The organism is Romboutsia sp. D33t1_170424_H2, assembly GCF_015669105.1.
Taxonomy (GTDB): Bacteria; Bacillota; Clostridia; order Peptostreptococcales; family Peptostreptococcaceae; genus Romboutsia_C; species Romboutsia_C hominis.
Map to the genome: position 1 here is coordinate 185,845 of NZ_JADOZQ010000002.1, position 17,264 is coordinate 203,108.

Annotated in this window: 18 protein-coding genes; 17 read left to right on the top strand and 1 reads right to left on the bottom strand. The window is 27.7% G+C overall.

The annotated features are described in order from the left end of the window. The first annotated feature begins 59 nt into the window (after positions 1 to 59). From I4U66_RS03820 to I4U66_RS03855, 8 genes are all read left to right on the top strand, one after another. Positions 60 to 443 (top strand): DUF5665 domain-containing protein, encoded by a 384-nt coding sequence (locus I4U66_RS03820; protein WP_092924277.1) that lies wholly within the window; start codon positions 60 to 62, stop codon positions 441 to 443. A gap of 3 nt (positions 444 to 446) precedes the next feature. Continuing rightward, positions 447 to 947, top strand: a complete 501-nt coding sequence (locus tag I4U66_RS03825; RefSeq protein WP_195928508.1) for a TraR/DksA family transcriptional regulator — start codon at positions 447 to 449, stop codon at positions 945 to 947. A 6-nt stretch (positions 948 to 953) separates the two neighbouring features. Next, the gene (locus I4U66_RS03830; RefSeq protein WP_195928545.1) at positions 954 to 1,724 is read left to right on the top strand and encodes a polysaccharide deacetylase family protein; all 771 of its coding nucleotides are present in this window, start codon (positions 954 to 956) and stop codon (positions 1,722 to 1,724) included. A gap of 65 nt (positions 1,725 to 1,789) precedes the next feature. Then, positions 1,790 to 2,245, top strand: a complete 456-nt coding sequence (lspA, locus tag I4U66_RS03835) for a signal peptidase II (RefSeq protein ID WP_166505881.1) — start codon at positions 1,790 to 1,792, stop codon at positions 2,243 to 2,245. Then, entirely contained in the window at positions 2,245 to 3,156 is a 912-nt protein-coding gene (locus I4U66_RS03840) for an RluA family pseudouridine synthase (RefSeq protein WP_195928509.1), read from the top strand. Before lspA ends, I4U66_RS03840 begins: the two co-directional genes overlap by 1 nt. 229 nt (positions 3,157 to 3,385) lie before the next feature. Further along, positions 3,386 to 3,919 carry a bifunctional pyr operon transcriptional regulator/uracil phosphoribosyltransferase PyrR gene (gene pyrR, locus I4U66_RS03845; RefSeq protein ID WP_092924293.1) on the top strand — a complete coding sequence of 178 codons (534 nt, stop codon included), beginning with the start codon at positions 3,386 to 3,388 and terminating at the stop codon, positions 3,917 to 3,919. A 105-nt stretch (positions 3,920 to 4,024) separates the two neighbouring features. Then, positions 4,025 to 5,269 (top strand): uracil-xanthine permease family protein, encoded by a 1,245-nt coding sequence (locus tag I4U66_RS03850; RefSeq protein WP_195928510.1) that lies wholly within the window; start codon positions 4,025 to 4,027, stop codon positions 5,267 to 5,269. A 273-nt stretch (positions 5,270 to 5,542) separates the two neighbouring features. Beyond that, positions 5,543 to 6,562, top strand: a complete 1,020-nt coding sequence (locus I4U66_RS03855; RefSeq protein WP_092924297.1) for a BMP family lipoprotein — start codon at positions 5,543 to 5,545, stop codon at positions 6,560 to 6,562. A 79-nt stretch (positions 6,563 to 6,641) separates the two neighbouring features. Here I4U66_RS03855 and I4U66_RS03860 read toward each other — a convergent pair whose 3' ends face one another. After that, positions 6,642 to 8,414, bottom strand: coding sequence for an Rqc2 family fibronectin-binding protein (locus I4U66_RS03860; RefSeq protein ID WP_092924300.1), 1,773 nt, complete (start codon positions 8,412 to 8,414; stop codon positions 6,642 to 6,644). Positions 8,415 to 8,617: 203 nt separating this feature from the next. On the opposite strand from I4U66_RS03860, the gene dapF reads away from it, so the two are divergent. From dapF to I4U66_RS03905, 9 genes are all read left to right on the top strand, one after another. Beyond that, positions 8,618 to 9,445, top strand: a complete 828-nt coding sequence (gene dapF / locus I4U66_RS03865; protein WP_166505877.1) for a diaminopimelate epimerase — start codon at positions 8,618 to 8,620, stop codon at positions 9,443 to 9,445. Between the two features lies 1 nt (position 9,446). Continuing rightward, on the top strand, positions 9,447 to 10,328 hold the full coding sequence (locus I4U66_RS03870; protein ID WP_092924306.1) for a YicC/YloC family endoribonuclease: 882 nt from the start codon (positions 9,447 to 9,449) through the stop codon (positions 10,326 to 10,328). Between the two features lie 53 nt (positions 10,329 to 10,381). After that, positions 10,382 to 10,999, top strand: coding sequence for a guanylate kinase (gene gmk / locus I4U66_RS03875; protein WP_092924309.1), 618 nt, complete (start codon positions 10,382 to 10,384; stop codon positions 10,997 to 10,999). A 1-nt stretch (position 11,000) separates the two neighbouring features. Continuing rightward, positions 11,001 to 11,264: a DNA-directed RNA polymerase subunit omega gene (gene rpoZ / locus I4U66_RS03880; protein ID WP_166505876.1), complete on the top strand. Its 264-nt coding sequence runs from the start codon at positions 11,001 to 11,003 to the stop codon at positions 11,262 to 11,264. Between the two features lie 5 nt (positions 11,265 to 11,269). Next, positions 11,270 to 12,469 carry a bifunctional phosphopantothenoylcysteine decarboxylase/phosphopantothenate--cysteine ligase CoaBC gene (gene coaBC / locus I4U66_RS03885; protein WP_166505875.1) on the top strand — a complete coding sequence of 400 codons (1,200 nt, stop codon included), beginning with the start codon at positions 11,270 to 11,272 and terminating at the stop codon, positions 12,467 to 12,469. Positions 12,470 to 12,578: 109 nt separating this feature from the next. After that, on the top strand, positions 12,579 to 15,068 hold the full coding sequence (gene priA, locus I4U66_RS03890) for a primosomal protein N' (protein ID WP_195928511.1): 2,490 nt from the start codon (positions 12,579 to 12,581) through the stop codon (positions 15,066 to 15,068). Positions 15,069 to 15,087: 19 nt separating this feature from the next. Then, positions 15,088 to 15,528, top strand: coding sequence for a peptide deformylase (def, locus tag I4U66_RS03895; RefSeq protein ID WP_092924321.1), 441 nt, complete (start codon positions 15,088 to 15,090; stop codon positions 15,526 to 15,528). Positions 15,529 to 15,542: 14 nt separating this feature from the next. Continuing rightward, positions 15,543 to 16,472, top strand: a complete 930-nt coding sequence (gene fmt / locus I4U66_RS03900) for a methionyl-tRNA formyltransferase (protein ID WP_195928512.1) — start codon at positions 15,543 to 15,545, stop codon at positions 16,470 to 16,472. Positions 16,473 to 16,481: 9 nt separating this feature from the next. Continuing rightward, positions 16,482 to 17,234: a DUF116 domain-containing protein gene (locus I4U66_RS03905; protein WP_092924328.1), complete on the top strand. Its 753-nt coding sequence runs from the start codon at positions 16,482 to 16,484 to the stop codon at positions 17,232 to 17,234. Positions 17,235 to 17,264 lie beyond the last annotated feature (30 nt).

The window sequence follows — 17,264 nt, forward strand, 5'->3', positions numbered from 1 at the left end:
ATTTTTAATCAAAAAAATCACATAATAAGTCTATATGAAAGTCATTCATAAAGGATGTGATGCACATTAAGTACAAAGAAGATAATGACCTTGATAAACAAAATCCTATAAATATGAAAGACCTTGATAAAGCTATGAATGAACTTAATATATGTGAAAAAACTACAGAAGATCTAGGGACTATAAGGAGATACCTAGAAAGGTTAACTCTTATAATAGAAAGAAGTAGAATAAGAGAATATATGATGCTAACAGATAGTAAGAGAAGATTGTTCACAATAAATTTTATAGCAGGTTTAGGAAAAGGATTTGGTCAAGCCATAGGTCTATCAATACTTGCTGCATTTGTTTTTTACCTATTAAGTAAATCAGTGGATTTACCTGTAATAGGGGAGTATATAGCAAGGTTAATGGATATAGTAGATGAATATAGAAGGAGGTAATATATGAATACCCAAAAGTACAAAGAAGAACTACTAAAAGAAAAAGAAAAGTTATCAAGCTTAATAAATGAAATGCAAGATAATACAGTATTTGGAGATACAAGTGAACACACAAGTGAAAAGTATACATCTGGAGAATTATCTAGTTATGATAATCATTTAGCAGATATAGGGACAGAAGTATATATGCAAGATATGCAAAATAGTTTAACAATTCATGAAAAAGGTAGATTATTTAATGTAGAAAATGCTTTAAATAAAATAGAGGATGGAACTTATGGAATATGTGATATATGCAAAAATAATATTGATGCTGATAGATTAGATATACTACCAGAAACAAATTTATGTAGTAACTGTGCAAAACATCAACCAGATATGCATCTAACTAGCAGGGAAGAAGGTCAAAATTTAATAAATGAAGGTCGTATATTTTATGATGAAGTATTATTAAAATTATATGAAATGAACAAAATGCCAAAGGAAGAGTCTGATAAAGATTAATATATGATGAAAAAAATATTATATGTTATTTGTATATCTGCAATTTTTATATTTGGGATGTTTAAGTTAGAGAATATAAATACAATAGAAGCTAATAATTTAGTTAGTGATAAATTTAAAGAATATGAAGATATAATAATAAAAAAAGGAAGAGATGATAAAAAAGTAGTAGCTTTAACCTTTGATGATGGTCCAGATGAAGATTTCACTCCTCAAATACTAGATATACTTAAAAAACACAATGTAAAAGGAACTTTCTTCGTAATAGGAGAAAAGGTAGAGTATAATGGAGATATAGTAAAAAGAGCATTTAAAGAAGGGCATGAAATTGCTAACCATACATTTACTCATATAAACGTATCTAAAAAATCTTATGATGAAATAAATAAAGAGATTATAGATACTCAAAATATAATAAAAGAAGCTATAGGTGAGTATCCAACATCATTTAGACCTCCATACAGGGCCGTATCTAAAAATATGTGTGATATAATAAAAAACAATGATATGGATATAATACTATGGTCAAATATAGATCCTAGAGATTGGTCTAACCCAGGAGTAGATTATATAGTTAACACAATTACATCAAAGGTTGAAAATGGAAATATAATACTTTTACATGATTATAATAAAGTGAGAAATAAAACCTCACAAACTATACAGGCATTAGATATGTTTATTCCTAAACTAAAAGAAAAAGGATTTGAGTTTGTTACTATACATGAGCTCAAAGATAGTCTAGATAAAGATCGTGCAACGCAAAAACAACAATAGGCTTCCAATAAGGGAGCCTTTTTTTGTATAATATAATATATATATAATTTTGGGAGGAAAAAATATTGACGTATATATTAATGATAGCTGTATTGATAGGAATAGATCAACTTTCTAAATTATGGGTATTAGGACACCTAAAAGGAATAGGTAGTATACCCATAATAGAAAATGTGTTTCATCTAACTTATGTAGAAAATAGAGGGGCAGCATTTGGAATGTTGCAAAATAATCAAATCATATTTATAATAGTTGCATTAGCAGCATCTATATTTGGATTATACTATTTAAATACTAATAAGAATTTAAATTTATTAGGAAAATCAAGTATAATACTTATAATATCTGGAGCTATAGGCAATTTAATAGATAGAATAAGACTTGGATTTGTAGTAGACTATTTTGATTTTAGATTTATATGGGAATACGTATTTAATATTGCAGATGTGTTTGTAGTAGTAGGAACTATAATGCTATGCATATATATTTTATTTTTTGAGGAAGAAAAGCAGGTGAAGTAATGGACGAAATAAAAGAATTTTTAGTTCTTGATGAAGAAGAGGGAGATAGATTAGATGTATACCTATCTTCTCAATTAGGAGATATGTCAAGAAGTTACATACAAAAGATAATAAAAGATAAAAAAGTGAGTGTAAATGGTAAGATTGAAAAAGCTAAATACTTAGTCAAAGAAGATGATAAAATAATCATACAAATACCAGCTCCAAAGTTATTAGAGGTATTACCACAAGATATACCTATTGATATAGTTTATGAAGATAGCGATGTAATGATAGTTAACAAACCTCAAAATATGGTAGTTCACCCAGCTCCAGGAAATTATGAAGGAACCTTAGTTAATGCAATACTATATCATTGTAAAGACAATTTATCATCTATAAATGGAGTAATAAGACCTGGTATAGTTCATAGAATAGATAAAGATACATCAGGGCTGTTAATGATAGCTAAAAATAACAATGCTCATAATTTTTTAGCAGAACAATTAAAAGACCATTCTATAACTAGAGAATATGAATTTATATGTCATGGAGTAGTAAAAGAAGATAAAATAACTGTAGATAAACCAATAGGAAGAAATCCTAAAGATAGACTTAAAATGGCAGTGGTTAAAGATGGAAAAAGAGCTGTTACTCATTTTGAAGTTGTTGCTAGATATGAAAACTTTACACATATGAGAGCGAGACTTGAAACAGGAAGAACTCATCAAATAAGAGTTCATGCTTTATCTATAAATCATCCACTTTTAGGAGACACTGTGTATGGTCCTAAAAATAATAAATTCAAAGTAGAAGGTCAAACATTACATGCAAAAAAGATTGGATTTATACACCCAACTACTAAAGAGTATATAGAATTTGATTCAGAATTACCTAAATATTTTAAGAATATAATTAATAAACTTAAATAGGTCTTGAAAAATATATGATATAGATATATAATAATAAAAAATAAAAGAAATACCTTTAAGTGATACAGAGATATCATAAGGCAAAAGCTATATAAACATATAATATATCAAATTATATTAGTTGGTTTAATTTATTAATCATACTTATATTTAATTAGAATATATAAGCTTCTTGTCTTGTGATAAGAAGCTTTTTTAAACAAAAAATCTTATATAATAGGAGGTCACCATGATAGAAAAGGCCCAATTAATGGATGAAAAAGCAATTGGTAGAGCTATAACAAGAATAAGCCATGAAATAATAGAAAGAAACAAAGGTATTGAAGATGTAGTTTTAGTAGGTATAAAAACTAGAGGAGTACCTATAGCTCATAGAATATCTAAAAAAATTGAACAGATAGAAGGAAAAAAAGTTAACACAGGAGAAATCGATATAACTTTATATAGAGATGATTTAAAAGAAGTAGATGTAGATCCTGTGATCAATGGTTCTAACATAGATTTTGATATAAATGATAAGAAAGTTATACTAGTTGACGATGTATTATACACTGGAAGAACTGTAAGAGGTGCGCTAGATGCACTAATGGATATTGGAAGACCAAAATCTATACAACTAGCAGTATTAGTTGATAGAGGACATAGAGAGTTACCTGTAAGAGCAGATTATGTAGGTAAAAATGTGCCAACATCAAATAAAGAAATAATATGCGTTAAGTTAGCAGAAACAGACAAAGAAGATTGTGTAACAATAAACGAATAATTAAATACACTATAATCAATATACAATAGTGCCTTTTAAATCAGTACAGAGAGACTGAAAAAGGGAGAAGTATTTCTCCCTAAAAAATTTATGGGAGGTTTTTTTATGAAAAAAACAGTAATGTCATTACAACATCTATTAGCAATGTTTGGAGCAACAGTGTTAGTTCCTATATTGACAGGATTTAATCCTGCAGTAGCAATATTTTGTGCAGGTGTAGGAACTTTAATATTTCATGCTTGTACAGGTGGAAAAGTACCAGTATTTTTAGGTTCAAGCTTTGCGTTTATACCAGTAATATTAGCAGCTAAAGAAGCTTATGGCGGAGACTTAGCTTATGCTCAAGGTGGTATAATGGTAGCGGGACTTATATATGTAATAATGTCTTTTGCAGTTAAAGCGGTAGGAATAGATAAGATAAAAAAATATTTTCCACCACAAGTAACAGGAGCTATGATAGGTGTAATAGGTCTTAACTTATTACCAACAGCATTTAATATGGCTTCATCAAACTTTTTAATAGCAATAATAACTTTAGGAATAGCATTTTGTATAAATAAGTTTGCAAAAGGATTTATAAAGCAATTAGGAATATTAATAGCAGTTATTTCAGGATATGTGATATGTTTAGCGATGGGATTAGTAGATGTATCTACAATAGCACAAGCAAGTTTAGTTGAGATACCAAAGTTTACATTACCAAAGTTTAGCTTAGAAGCTATAGTAATAATAGCTCCAGTAGTTCTAGCAGTATTTATGGAACATATAGGAGATATGACTACAAATGGAGCAGTGGTTGGTAAGAATTTCATAGAAAATCCGGGATTAAATAAAACCTTGCTAGGAGATGGATTAGCAACTATGGTAGCTGGATTCTTAGGAGGTCCTGCAAATACTACGTATGGAGAAAATACAGCAGTTTTAGCTATAACTAAAAACTATGACCCTTCTTTATTAAGAAGAACAGCAGTATTTGCTATAATACTTTCTTGCATAGGTAAGTTTGGGGGATTCTTACAAAGTATACCTCAAGCAGTAATGGGTGGAATAAGTATATTATTATTCTCTATGATAACTTTTGTAGGGTTTAAAACTATAAAAGATGGAGAATGTACTCAAAATAAAAATAATATAATAATAATAGCTACGATAATGATAATAGGACTTGGAACAACTTACTTAGGGAATAAGGGTATAGTAATAGGTATACCTATTACTGAAGCTGTATCTATAACAGGGCTTAGTTTATCGGCTATAGTTGGAGTTATATTAAATAGAATATTAAATAATAGTGAATTTAAAGCAAAAGAAGATACTAAAAATGTATCTCCACAAGCTACAATAGTATAATATAAAAAATAAAAGCTATAAAGTTTGAATAATTTCAAACTTTATAGCTTTTATTTTTTATAATAAATTTAAAATTTTTTATACTTAATAATAAATACTAAAAAATGAATGATATACAAATAATGATCGTGTATATACGAAAAAAATTATAAAAAATAGAAAATAAAAGCAAAAGTATAGACAAATTATAATATGTATTGTAAAATAAAAACCTATTGTCGAACGAAAAATAAAAATTTAAGATTAAAGTTCAATAGAATTTAGGAGGAGTTTATGAAGTTTAAAAAGCTGATATCAATAGCAGCATCAGTAGTATTGTCAGCAACATTGCTAACTGGATGTTCATCAAAAAATGAAAAGGCAAATTCAAATCTTTCAGTAGGGATAGTGTTAGGGGAAGGAAGTATAACTGATCAATCATTTAACCAAGCTACGTGGGAAGGATTACAAAAAGCTAAAGAAGATTTTAATATAGATATAAAATACTTAGAATCACCACAAGAATCTGATTATATACAAAATATAGAGACATTAGTAGACCAAGAAACTGATTTAATAATAGGTGTTGGATACCAATTAAAAGATGCTATAAAAGAATCAGCAGAAAGTTATCCAGACCAAAAATTTGCATTAATGGATGAAACATATGACAAAATTCCAGAAAATGTCGTACCTGTAATATTTAAAGAAGAAGAAGCAGCATACTTAACAGGAATAATAGCTGCTAAGATGACTAAGACTAATAATGTAGGATTTATAGGAGGAATGCCAACTCCAGCTATAAGTAAATATCAATATGGATACAAGTATGGAGTAGAAACTACTAACAAAGATGTAAAAGTAGCACAGCAATATGCAAACTCATTTAGTGATCAAGCAAAAGGTAAATCAATAGCTAAGCAAATGTATGCTTCAAATGTAGATACAATATTATCAGCAGCAGGAGATACAGGAACAGGTGCTATAGAAGCAGCTAGAGAAAATAATAAATATGCTATAGGTGTTGATAGAGATCAAAGTTATTTAGCTCCAGATAATGTAATAACATCTGCATTAAAGAAATTAAACGTAGCATCTTATGATTTAGCTAAATCATTAGTTGAAGGGGACTACAAAGGTGGAGAAGCTCAAGTTTATGGGTTAAAAGAAGGTGCAGTAGGTATACCAGAAAATACTAACAAGCTTGTACCTCAAGAAATAATAGATTATGTAAATAAACAAGCTAAAAAAGTTATAGATGGAGAAATAAACGTTCCAAGAACAGAAAAAGAATATAATGATATGATGAAATAGATAAAAAAGCCTTATGGAAATCCATAAGGCTTTTAATATTATTAATAAAAAGTTTAGATTTAAATGTTTAAAGTTTGTTTTAATTTTCTTTTATTCTAAGCTTTGCAACAAGTTCATCTGTAGGAGTTACATACATCGTGTTGTTAGTTTCATATATTACCATACCAGGTTTTGCTCCATTAGGCTTTTTGACATTTTTCTTTTTTGTATAATCAACAGGAACTTGTGCAGACATTTTTGATTTACTAAAGTATGCAGCAAGCATAGCACCTTCATATAAAGTTGTTTCAGGTATATCTTTAGAATCAGATTTTATAATAACATGAGAACCTGGTATATTTTTAGTATGCATCCATATATCATCATTACTTGCAATCTTTAAAGTAAGATGATCGTTTTGTTTATTATTTTTACCTACCAATATTTTAAATCCATCACTACTTAAAAATTCATGAGGTTTAGTTGTAAGCTTAGTTTCTTTTTTATTTTTACTAGATGATTTTAAATAACCAACTCTACCTAGCTCTTCTCTTATATCAAGTAGCTCTGCTAGGTTTTCACAATTTTCTATACTAAGCATTATATTCTCTAAATATTCTATTTCATCTTTGGTTATATCTATTTGATGAGTTATTTCTATTTTAGCAGTTTTCATCTTAGTATATTTTTTAAAGTACTTCTGAGCATTCTCAGAAGGAGTTAGATTTTTATTAAGTTTTATTTTTATAGTTTTATATTCTGGGTCGTAGAAGTTTTGAACCTCAACACTTTCCATACCTTTTTCTATCATGTAGATATATGAAGTTATAAGTTCTCCATAAATCTTGTATATATCAGCATTCTCAGATGCTATAAGTTCTTCATTTTGTTTTTTTAGTTTATTGTAAAGTCTATCTAACTTTATAGAAATACTTTTTCTTAAATCAGAAGATCTTTGATGAATTCTGTCTTTTATATCCTTAGTTTTATAGTAATATTCAATTATATAAGACATACTATCATTTTTAACAAAAGATAAATCTTTAAACATTGTTAAATCTACGCAACTAAAATCTATGATTTTATCAACACTTTCATCTACTACAACACATGGAGAATAGATATTATTTTTCATATCTTTAAATAAACCTTTAAACTCTTTATATAAAGATCTTAAATCATCAAAAGAATACTCAGATGTACTTAAATTTTCATTTATGTTTGCTCTATGACAAATTTCCTTGGAAATAACAGGGCTTATGCCTAAAAACCTAGAGTAAATAGACTTGTATAAGTTACCATCAAAAGATTCTAATTCTTTTATAAATTCATCTTCAGATATATCATCTAAAGGATTTAATTTATCTTGAGCAGGAGGTAGATTGTAAGTCATACCTGGGAGTATCTGTCTAACCCTACTTATGCTAGGAGGTATTCTCTTTGCTGAGTCTATTATTTTATTATCATTTGAATGAGTAAGTATTATATTACTGTGTCTACCCATTATTTCTATATATATATCCTTTGTAGTTTTTTCCTTCAACTCATCAAGAGACTCTACACTTATTTTTACTATTCTTTCAAAACCTACCTGAGATATATTTACTATATTACCTCCTTGTATATGTTTTCTAAAAAGCATACAAAACATAGGGGCATTTATAGGATTTTCTTTTTTATAATCCTTAGCTAAATATACCCTTGGATTTGAGGCACTAGCACTTAATACTAATTTAAAGTTCTCTTTATTGTTTCTTATATGTAAAACAACTTCATCGTTTTCAGGTTGGTATACTTTATCTATCTTACCTCCTAAAATCTTTGATTGTAGCTCGTTTACTATAGAATGTATAACTAAACCATCTAAAGCCATAATAATCGCTCCTTTCTTAGATGAACAATATATAATAATTATTACATAATATAAGTATATTGTGAATATTTATCAAAATTAATTAAAGAAAGTATATAATTAATTATAAGGGGATAAAAACAAATTTTATATCTATATAATTTCCCTTTCTTATTAATATATTGTATAATATTAAGTTAGGGATTAAATTAGAGGGGGATAGTATGGAATTTTGGAAATTACATGGGATAGGGAATGATTTTATAGTTATAGACCAAAGGTTTAATCAATATGATGAATACGAAAAAATAGCAAAAAAAGTATGTAATAGAAAATTTTCAGTAGGTGCTGATGGGCTTTTAATTGTTAAGAAATCTAACATAGCAGATGTTAAAATGTTATATTATAATTCTGATGGGTCGATAGCATCTATGTGTGGAAATGGACTTAGATGTTTTGCTAAATATGTTTATGACAATGAGATAGTATTAAAAGAAAATTTTAAAATAGAAACTCTTGATGGGATAAAAGAAGTAAATATAAACAAAGAGGATAATATAACAAGTTTAGTAAAAGTTAATATGGGAAGTGGAAGCTTCTTGTGTAAAAACATATCTATGATTCATACTATGGAAACTTTCTTAGAGCAAAAGATAAAAGTAAAAGATAAAGAATTTATAGTAAGCTCTATGTTAATGGGAGTTCCTCATACTGTTGTTTTTGTAGATGATATAAACTTAAATGATGTACATAAATATGGAAGTGAAATAGAAAAAAATAAAATGTTTTTAAAAGGCACTAATGTAAACTTTGTAAAAATTGAAGATAATAATAATATAAAAGTAGCTACTTGGGAAAGAGGATGTGGTTATACTTTAGGATGTGGTACAGGAATGACAGCATCAGCAGTTATAGGAAATTTTTTAAGAAAATTAGATAAAAATGTATATGTAACATCACAAGGTGGATGTGTAAAAATAGATATAAATGAGGACTGTATATATATGACAGGTCCTGCAGTTAAAATATGTGAAGGTATTTTGGAGGTATAATATGGCAATAAGTATGACTGGCTTTGGTAGAGGAGAATATAAAGATGATAACTATTATTTTTTAATAGAGTGTAAGACTATAAATCATAAATATGCAGATATAAATATAAGATTACCAAGAAAGATATCATTTTTAGAAGAAAAGGCAAGAAACTTAATAAAAAATTATGTAAAAAGAGGTAGAGTTGATTTATACATAAAGCTTGACGTATTAGGTAGTGAAGATGTAAACTTAAAATTCGATGAAGTATTAGCTAGTCAATATGTAGGAATATTAAATCAAATAAAAAATAAGTTTGATTTAATAGATGATATAAGCGTTATGAATATAGCTAAGTTTCCTGACATAATAAAAGCTGAAGAAAAAGAAGAAGATGAAGAATTTTTATGGGAAATGCTTAAAAAATCTTTAGAAGAAGCTTTAAGTAATTTAAAAGAAATGAGAATAGAAGAAGGTAAAAAATTAGCAGAAGATGTTATAATGAGATGTGACCTTCTTAAAAATTATATTGAAGAAATTGAAAAGTATTCATATAATGTTGTTATTGATTATAAAGAAAAATTAAATACTAGAATATCTGAGATACTAGAAAATCCTAGCATAATAGATGAAAATAGATTGGCACAAGAAGTTGCAATATATGCAGATAAAAGCAGTATAACAGAGGAAATAGTAAGATTTAAAAGTCATATAGAGCAATTAAAAAAGACTATAGTAAAAGACGAATCAATAGGAAGAAAGATAGACTTCCTAATACAAGAAATGAACAGAGAAACAAATACAATAGGATCAAAATCATCAGACTTAAATATAACTAATTTAGTAGTAGAAGTTAAATCTGAATTAGAGAAAATAAGAGAGCAAATACAAAATATAGAATAAATAATAATAAAATATATAATAATGAAACTTGTATATCAGAAAGGAAGATAGTAATGCTTAAGAAAAAAGGGCTATTATTAGTTGTATCTGGTCCATCAGGAGCTGGTAAAGGTACAATATGCAAAGAGCTACTAAACAAAAATCACGATATAAAATTATCGGTATCAGCAACAACTAGAAAGCCAAGAAATGGCGAAGTTGATGGAGTTAATTACTTCTTTTTAGAAAAAGAAAAATTCCAAACGATGATAAATAATGGTGAATTTTTAGAGTATGCTCAAATTTATGACAATTTTTATGGTACACCAAAGGCTGCTATAATAGAATCTTTAGAAAATGGACAAGATGTCATATTAGAGATAGAAATGCAAGGAGCTAAGCAAATAAAAGATGTATATCCAGAGGGTGTATTTATATTTGTATTACCGCCATCTCTTGAAGAATTAAAAAATAGAATAGTTGGAAGAGGAACAGAAACAGAAGAAGAAATACACAAAAGATTTAGTTGTGCATTTGAAGAAATAAACAAAATATCTGATTACGACTATTTTGTAGTGAATAAAGATGTAAATACATCAGTAAAAGAATTAGAAAGTATAATATTAGCGGAAAAAAATAAAGTTAATAGATATAAAAATAATATAATAGCAAAATTCAAGGAGGAATTATAAAATGTTAAAACCATCAATAAATGAAGTATTAAACAAAATAGACAACAGATATTATTTAGTTGGAACAGTAGCAAAAAGAGCTAGAGAAATAATAGACGGTGCCGAGCCTATAACAACTACAAAAACTAGAGATAACAAACCTGTAACTATAGCGACTCAAGAAGTTGCTGATGGTAAAATAAGCTATAGATTATTAACTCAAGAAGAAATAGATTTAAATGAAGCTGAAAAGCACTTAGAACAAAAAATTACAGAAGAGGAGTAATTCTTATGTTAAAAGGTAAAACTGTTGTACTAGGAGTAAGTGGAGGAATAGCTGTATACAAATCATTAGATGTAGTAAGTAGACTTAGAAAATTAGGTGTAAATGTTCATGTTATAATGACTAAAGCTGCTACTGAATTTGTAACTCCATTATCATTTCAATCATTAAGCCAAAACTATGTAGTTTGTGATATGTTTGAAGAACCAAAAACTTGGGATGTAGAGCATGTATCACTAGCTAAAAAAGCAGATGTATTTTTAATAGCACCTGCAACTGCTAACTTCATAGGTAAAATGGCTAATGGCATAGCTGATGACATGCTTACAACAACAGTTATGGCTACTAAGGCAAAAGTATTAATAGCACCTGCTATGAATACTAATATGTATGAAAATCCTGTACTTCAAAGAAATATAAAAATATTAAAGGAACTAGGTTGTAATTTTGTAGATCCAGAAAGTGGAAGACTTGCTTGTGGAGATACTGGAAAAGGTAAGTTAGCATCACCAGAGGTAATAGTAAATGAAGTAGTTAATTTACTTACACAAAAGCAAGATTTAATTGGTAAAAATATAATAGTTACTGCTGGACCTACAGTAGAAAGCATAGATCCAATGAGATTTATAAGCAATAGATCTACAGGTAAGATGGGATATGCAATTGCAACTCAAGCAGCAAATAGAGGTGCTAATGTAACTTTAATATCAGGACAAACTAATCTAGAAGTTCCTAAAAATATAAAAAAGCTTATAAAAATAGAAAGTGCTGAGGATATGTATAATGCAGTTTTAGAAAACTTAGATGATAATCAAGTTGTAATAAAAAGTGCAGCAGTAGCAGATTATAAGCCTAAAAACTATTCTAATAAGAAAATAAAAAAATCTGATGATGATTTATCTATAGAATTAGAAAGAAATAAAGATATAGCTTATGAAATAGGCAAGATAAAAAAAGATAAAATACTAGTTGGATTTGCAGCAGAAACTAATGACCTTATAGAAAATGCTAAAGGTAAAATAAAGAAAAAGAATCTAGATTTTATTGTAGCTAATGATTTAACTAAAAAAGGCGCTGGATTTGGTGTAGATACTAATATAGTTAAGATTATAGATAAAGATGGAAATATTACAGAATATCCAAAAATGAAAAAAGAAGAAGTGGCAGATGTTATATTAGATAATGTCAATAAGTTACTACAAAGATAAGCATCTATTAATTTAGATGCTTTTATTTTTAGCAAGAGGTATAATTGAGTAAATAGCTATTAAAAAGGACATAATCTAGTTAATACGAGTAGGAGATAGATGTTTTATAATGGAAAAGTATGCGAAATTAGTAGTAAGAAGCAATACTATACATACAGACAATTTATTTACATATAAATTTTCAAATCTTTTAATAGATGATTTAAAAGTAGGTCATAGAGTTTTAGTTCCTTTTGGTAGAGGAAATAAACCTACAGAAGCCTTTGTCTTTGAGATAAATAATAAAGTAGAAGATAACATAAGGTTAAAAGAAATTATAGATGTATTAGATAAAGAGCCTATATTTTCAAAAGAAGATTTAGAATTGGTAAAATGGATGAAAAATAGATATCTGTGCACATATATAGATTGTATAAACTTAATATATCCAAAAGGATATAAGTTAAATAATTATAAAGTTGCAGTTTTAAATAGCGATATAAGAAATTTAGACCAATTAGAAATAAAAGGTGTAATTAGTTCATTAAATGAAGATGAGCAGATAGTAGTAAATTCTATACTAGATAACAAAGGAAAGATAAAAATAGATAAATTAAAGTCTATAAATAATATAAATAATATACTTTACAGACTTAATAAAAAAAATATAATAGATATTTTATGGGAATATAAAGATCATAAAAATGAAAAGAAAATATGCTATGTATCATTAGCTATTGATAGTGATTATATAGATGAATATATAAAAAACAATAAGATAGCCCTAGGAAGTAAGCAAAAAGAAGTTATAAACTTTTTAAAGTACAATGATGATAGTGAAATAAATGATATAATGGAATTGTTAAATGCATCTAAAAAAAGCATAACATCATTATATGATAAGAATTTAATTAATTTAGAAATAAGAGATTATTATAGAAGGCCTAAAGATATATATAGTACGGACTATAAAGATATAAAATTAAATAAAGAGCAATTATATGCTGTTAATAAAATAACATCAGAGATGTTTGAAGAAAATAAAAAACCTTACATGATTCATGGTGTAACAGGTAGTGGTAAGACAGAAGTATATATGGAAGTTATAGATTATGCACTAAATCAAGGTTTAGATAGTATATTTTTAGTACCAGAGATATCTCTAACTCCACAAACTATAGATAGATTAAAAAATAGGTTTGGAGATATAGTAGGAGTATTTCATAGTCAATTATCAGAAGGTCAAAAACATGATGTGTATAAAGCTATAAAAGCAGGCAAAATAAGAATATTAATAGGTGCAAGATCTGCATTATTTGCTCCATTTAAAAACTTAGGTGTAATAATAATAGATGAATTTCATGAGTCTTCATATAAGTCAGAGAAAAACCCTAAATTTAGCACTATAGAAGTTGCTAGGTATATGTCGCACAAGGAAAATATATCGTTGATATTAGGTTCTGCAACTCCATCTGTTGAAGAATACTATAAAGCTTGCAATAAAGAGTATGAATTAATAGAAATAAAATCTAGAGCTAATAAAAGACCGCTTCCAAAAATTGAAGTTGTAGATATGAAATTAGAACTAAATAATGGAAATAAGAGTATATTTAGCATAAGACTACAACAAGAAATAGAAACTGCTATTAAAAATAATAATCAGGTAATATTATTTTTAAATAGAAGAGGTTATGCAAGTTTTGTATCATGTAGAAACTGTAGTTATGTATTTCAATGTGAAAATTGTGATATATCATTAACATATCACAAAAGAAATAACATAGGAAGGTGCCATTATTGTGGTTATGAAAAAGAAATACCTCATGAGTGCCCAGAATGTGGAAGCAACTATGTAAAACCTTTTGGAATAGGAACTCAAAAGATAGAGGAAGAGTTAAAAAATATATTCAAAGATGCAAAAATTCTTAGAATGGATAAAGATACTACCTCTAAAAAAGGTTCATTAGAAGAAATTCTTAATAAATTTAAAAATAAAGAAGCAGACATATTAATAGGAACACAGATGTTGAGTAAGGGATTAGACTTTGACAATGTAACCTTAGTAGGAATATTATCAGCAGATATGATATTGAATTTTCCGGATTTTAAAAGTTTTGAAACTACATTTCAGCTAGTAACTCAAGTTTCAGGACGGGCAGGAAGATCTGATAAGGAAGGTAAGGTTATTCTTCAAACTTATGATACAGATCACTATGCTATAAGAAGAGCCATAAACTATGATTATGAAGGATTTTATGAAGATGAAATAAAAATCAGAAAAGCATTTGGATATGCTCCTTTTAACAATATGGTAAGTGTTGTAATAAGCGGTGAAAATGAACATATAGTAAAGCAAAATGCTAAGAATATGTATGATTCAATTATTTATCTTCTCAAATCTAGGGGTATAAATAATTTTGATTTCATATTAGGTCCAAACCCATGTTCAATATCAAAAATAAACCAAAATTATAGATGGCAGATATTATTTAAGGATGAGGATATTGAAATAAATCTATTAAAAGGTATAATAAAATATATATGTATAACAAAACGAGACGTAGTGTTTAATAAAGAGGTTAATGTATCCATAGATATTAATCCAAACAACATATTATAAAATATAGGAGGAGACAAAAATGGCGTTAAGAGAAATAGTTCAAATAGGAGACCCTATTTTAAGAAAAAAAGCAAAAAAGGTAGAAAAAATAGATGATAGATTAATACAATTATTAGATGATATGGCAGAAACAATGTATCATGCAGATGGTGTAGGTCTTGCTGCACCTCAAGTAGGAGTATTAAAGAGAGTTGCTGTTATAGATATCGGTGATGGTATAATAGAACTTATAAATCCAGAAATAATAGAAACTTCTGGAGAACAATTAGGAGATGAAGGATGCTTAAGTGTTATAGGCGAATGTGGAGCTGTAAATAGACCATATTATGTAACAGTAAGAGCATTTAATAGACAAGGTCAATATGTTGAAATAAAGGCTGAAGAATTTTTAGCAAGAGCATTTTGCCATGAAATAGACCATTTAGATGGTGTATTATTTGTAGACAAAGTACAAAAGTAGTAGGAGATGATTAAATGAGGATAGTATTTATGGGTACACCTGAGATTGCTCTTGGGTGTTTACAAAAAATAATAGATGAAAAACATGAAGTAATAGGTGTGGTAACTCAACCAGATAAACCTCAAAATAGAGGTAAAAAGCTTGGAATGCCTCCTGTTAAAGAGCTTGCACTTAAATATGATATACCAGTATATCAACCATTAAAGGCAAGAGATGAAGAGTTTGTAAATGTATTAAAGGAATTAAATCCAGATGTAATAGTAGTTGTAGCTTATGGACAAATACTTCCTAAATCTATATTAGATATTCCTAAGTTTGGTTGTATAAATGTCCATGTTTCTTTACTTCCAAAATATAGAGGAGCGGCACCTATAAACTGGGTAATAATAAATGGTGAAGAAAAAACAGGAGTTACTACTATGTATATGGATGAAGGTCTAGATACTGGAGATATGATACTACAAAAAGAGTTTGCATTAGATAATGAAATAACAGCAGGAGAGCTTCATGATAAGATGATGGTTGTTGGAGCAGAAACTCTAAAAGAAACTTTAGACTTAATTGAAAAAGGGTGTGCACCAAGAACTAAGCAAAATCATGATGAGTTTAGTTATGCACCTATGATGGATAAGTCTTTAGGAAATATAGATTTTAATAAAAGTGCAAAAGATATACATAACCTTGTAAGAGGGGTTAATCCATGGCCAAGTGCATATACAACTTATGATGGAAAGACTATGAAAGTATGGAAGACGAAAGTGCTAAATGAGGAAAGTCAAAAAGCACCTGGAACTATATTAAGCGTTGATAAAGATGGTATAAAAGTAAGTACTTTAGATAAAGTAATATTACTTGAAGAAATACAAATGCCAGGAAAGAAAAGAGTTTTAGTTTCTGAATATATAAAGGGAAACAGTATAGATACTTCAAAAATATTAGGCTAGGTAAATAAAATGGTAGAATCAAAAAAGTATATGACGGCCATAGGTATATTATTAGTAATTCTTTTGACTATAGGTTTACTTGTTAATTTTTTTATATCTACTTTAGCAGGTGTATTTGCTATAATAACAGATATACTAATATTATTAGCATCGATAGTAATAATATTTTCTATAGTAGTTACAAATAATATTATAAGGGATAAAGATGTAGACCCATCTTTAATGAAGTTTAACTTTAAAATTGTATCATTTTTATTTCCTATAATAACTATTATTGCAGAATTTGTTAATATACCAAAAAATGAAATAAGAAAGGTATATATAAAATTAAACAATAAATATATATATAGTAATAGTTATAACTTAAAGCCAGAAGAAATATTAATATTAATACCTCATTGTGTTCAAAGAAATAGCTGTAAGTTAAAAGTTACTAACAAAATAGAAAACTGTGCAACTTGTGGTTTGTGTAATATAGGAGATTTAGTAAAATTAAAAGAAAAAACAAATGTAAATATATTTGTAGCTACAGGGGGAACACTAGCCAGAAAAATAATAATGGATAACAGACCAAAAGCTGTTATAGCAGTAGCTTGTGAAAGGGACTTAACAGCTGGAGTACAAGATATGAGACATGTACCCGTTTTAGGTGTATTTAATAAAAGACCTAATGGACCTTGTGTAGATACTAATATAGATATAAATGAAGTTGAAGAAGCTATAAAATTTTTTACAGAGAGAATATATAGCTTATCTTTATAAGAATCTATATTAAATTAAGATAGGAGTGTT

Coding starts and splice junctions, on each gene's coding strand:
- I4U66_RS03820 (WP_092924277.1), top strand. CDS start 60: ATGCACATTAAGTACAAAGAAGATAATGACCTTGATAAACAAAATCCT.
- I4U66_RS03825 (WP_195928508.1), top strand. CDS start 447: ATGAATACCCAAAAGTACAAAGAAGAACTACTAAAAGAAAAAGAAAAG.
- I4U66_RS03830 (WP_195928545.1), top strand. CDS start 954: ATGAAAAAAATATTATATGTTATTTGTATATCTGCAATTTTTATATTT.
- I4U66_RS03840 (WP_195928509.1), top strand. CDS start 2,245: ATGGACGAAATAAAAGAATTTTTAGTTCTTGATGAAGAAGAGGGAGAT.
- pyrR (WP_092924293.1), top strand. CDS start 3,386: ATGATAGAAAAGGCCCAATTAATGGATGAAAAAGCAATTGGTAGAGCT.
- I4U66_RS03850 (WP_195928510.1), top strand. CDS start 4,025: ATGAAAAAAACAGTAATGTCATTACAACATCTATTAGCAATGTTTGGA.
- I4U66_RS03855 (WP_092924297.1), top strand. CDS start 5,543: ATGAAGTTTAAAAAGCTGATATCAATAGCAGCATCAGTAGTATTGTCA.
- I4U66_RS03860 (WP_092924300.1), bottom strand. CDS start 8,414: ATGGCTTTAGATGGTTTAGTTATACATTCTATAGTAAACGAGCTACAA.
- dapF (WP_166505877.1), top strand. CDS start 8,618: ATGGAATTTTGGAAATTACATGGGATAGGGAATGATTTTATAGTTATA.
- I4U66_RS03870 (WP_092924306.1), top strand. CDS start 9,447: ATGGCAATAAGTATGACTGGCTTTGGTAGAGGAGAATATAAAGATGAT.
- gmk (WP_092924309.1), top strand. CDS start 10,382: ATGCTTAAGAAAAAAGGGCTATTATTAGTTGTATCTGGTCCATCAGGA.
- rpoZ (WP_166505876.1), top strand. CDS start 11,001: ATGTTAAAACCATCAATAAATGAAGTATTAAACAAAATAGACAACAGA.
- coaBC (WP_166505875.1), top strand. CDS start 11,270: ATGTTAAAAGGTAAAACTGTTGTACTAGGAGTAAGTGGAGGAATAGCT.
- priA (WP_195928511.1), top strand. CDS start 12,579: ATGGAAAAGTATGCGAAATTAGTAGTAAGAAGCAATACTATACATACA.
- def (WP_092924321.1), top strand. CDS start 15,088: ATGGCGTTAAGAGAAATAGTTCAAATAGGAGACCCTATTTTAAGAAAA.
- fmt (WP_195928512.1), top strand. CDS start 15,543: ATGAGGATAGTATTTATGGGTACACCTGAGATTGCTCTTGGGTGTTTA.
- I4U66_RS03905 (WP_092924328.1), top strand. CDS start 16,482: ATGGTAGAATCAAAAAAGTATATGACGGCCATAGGTATATTATTAGTA.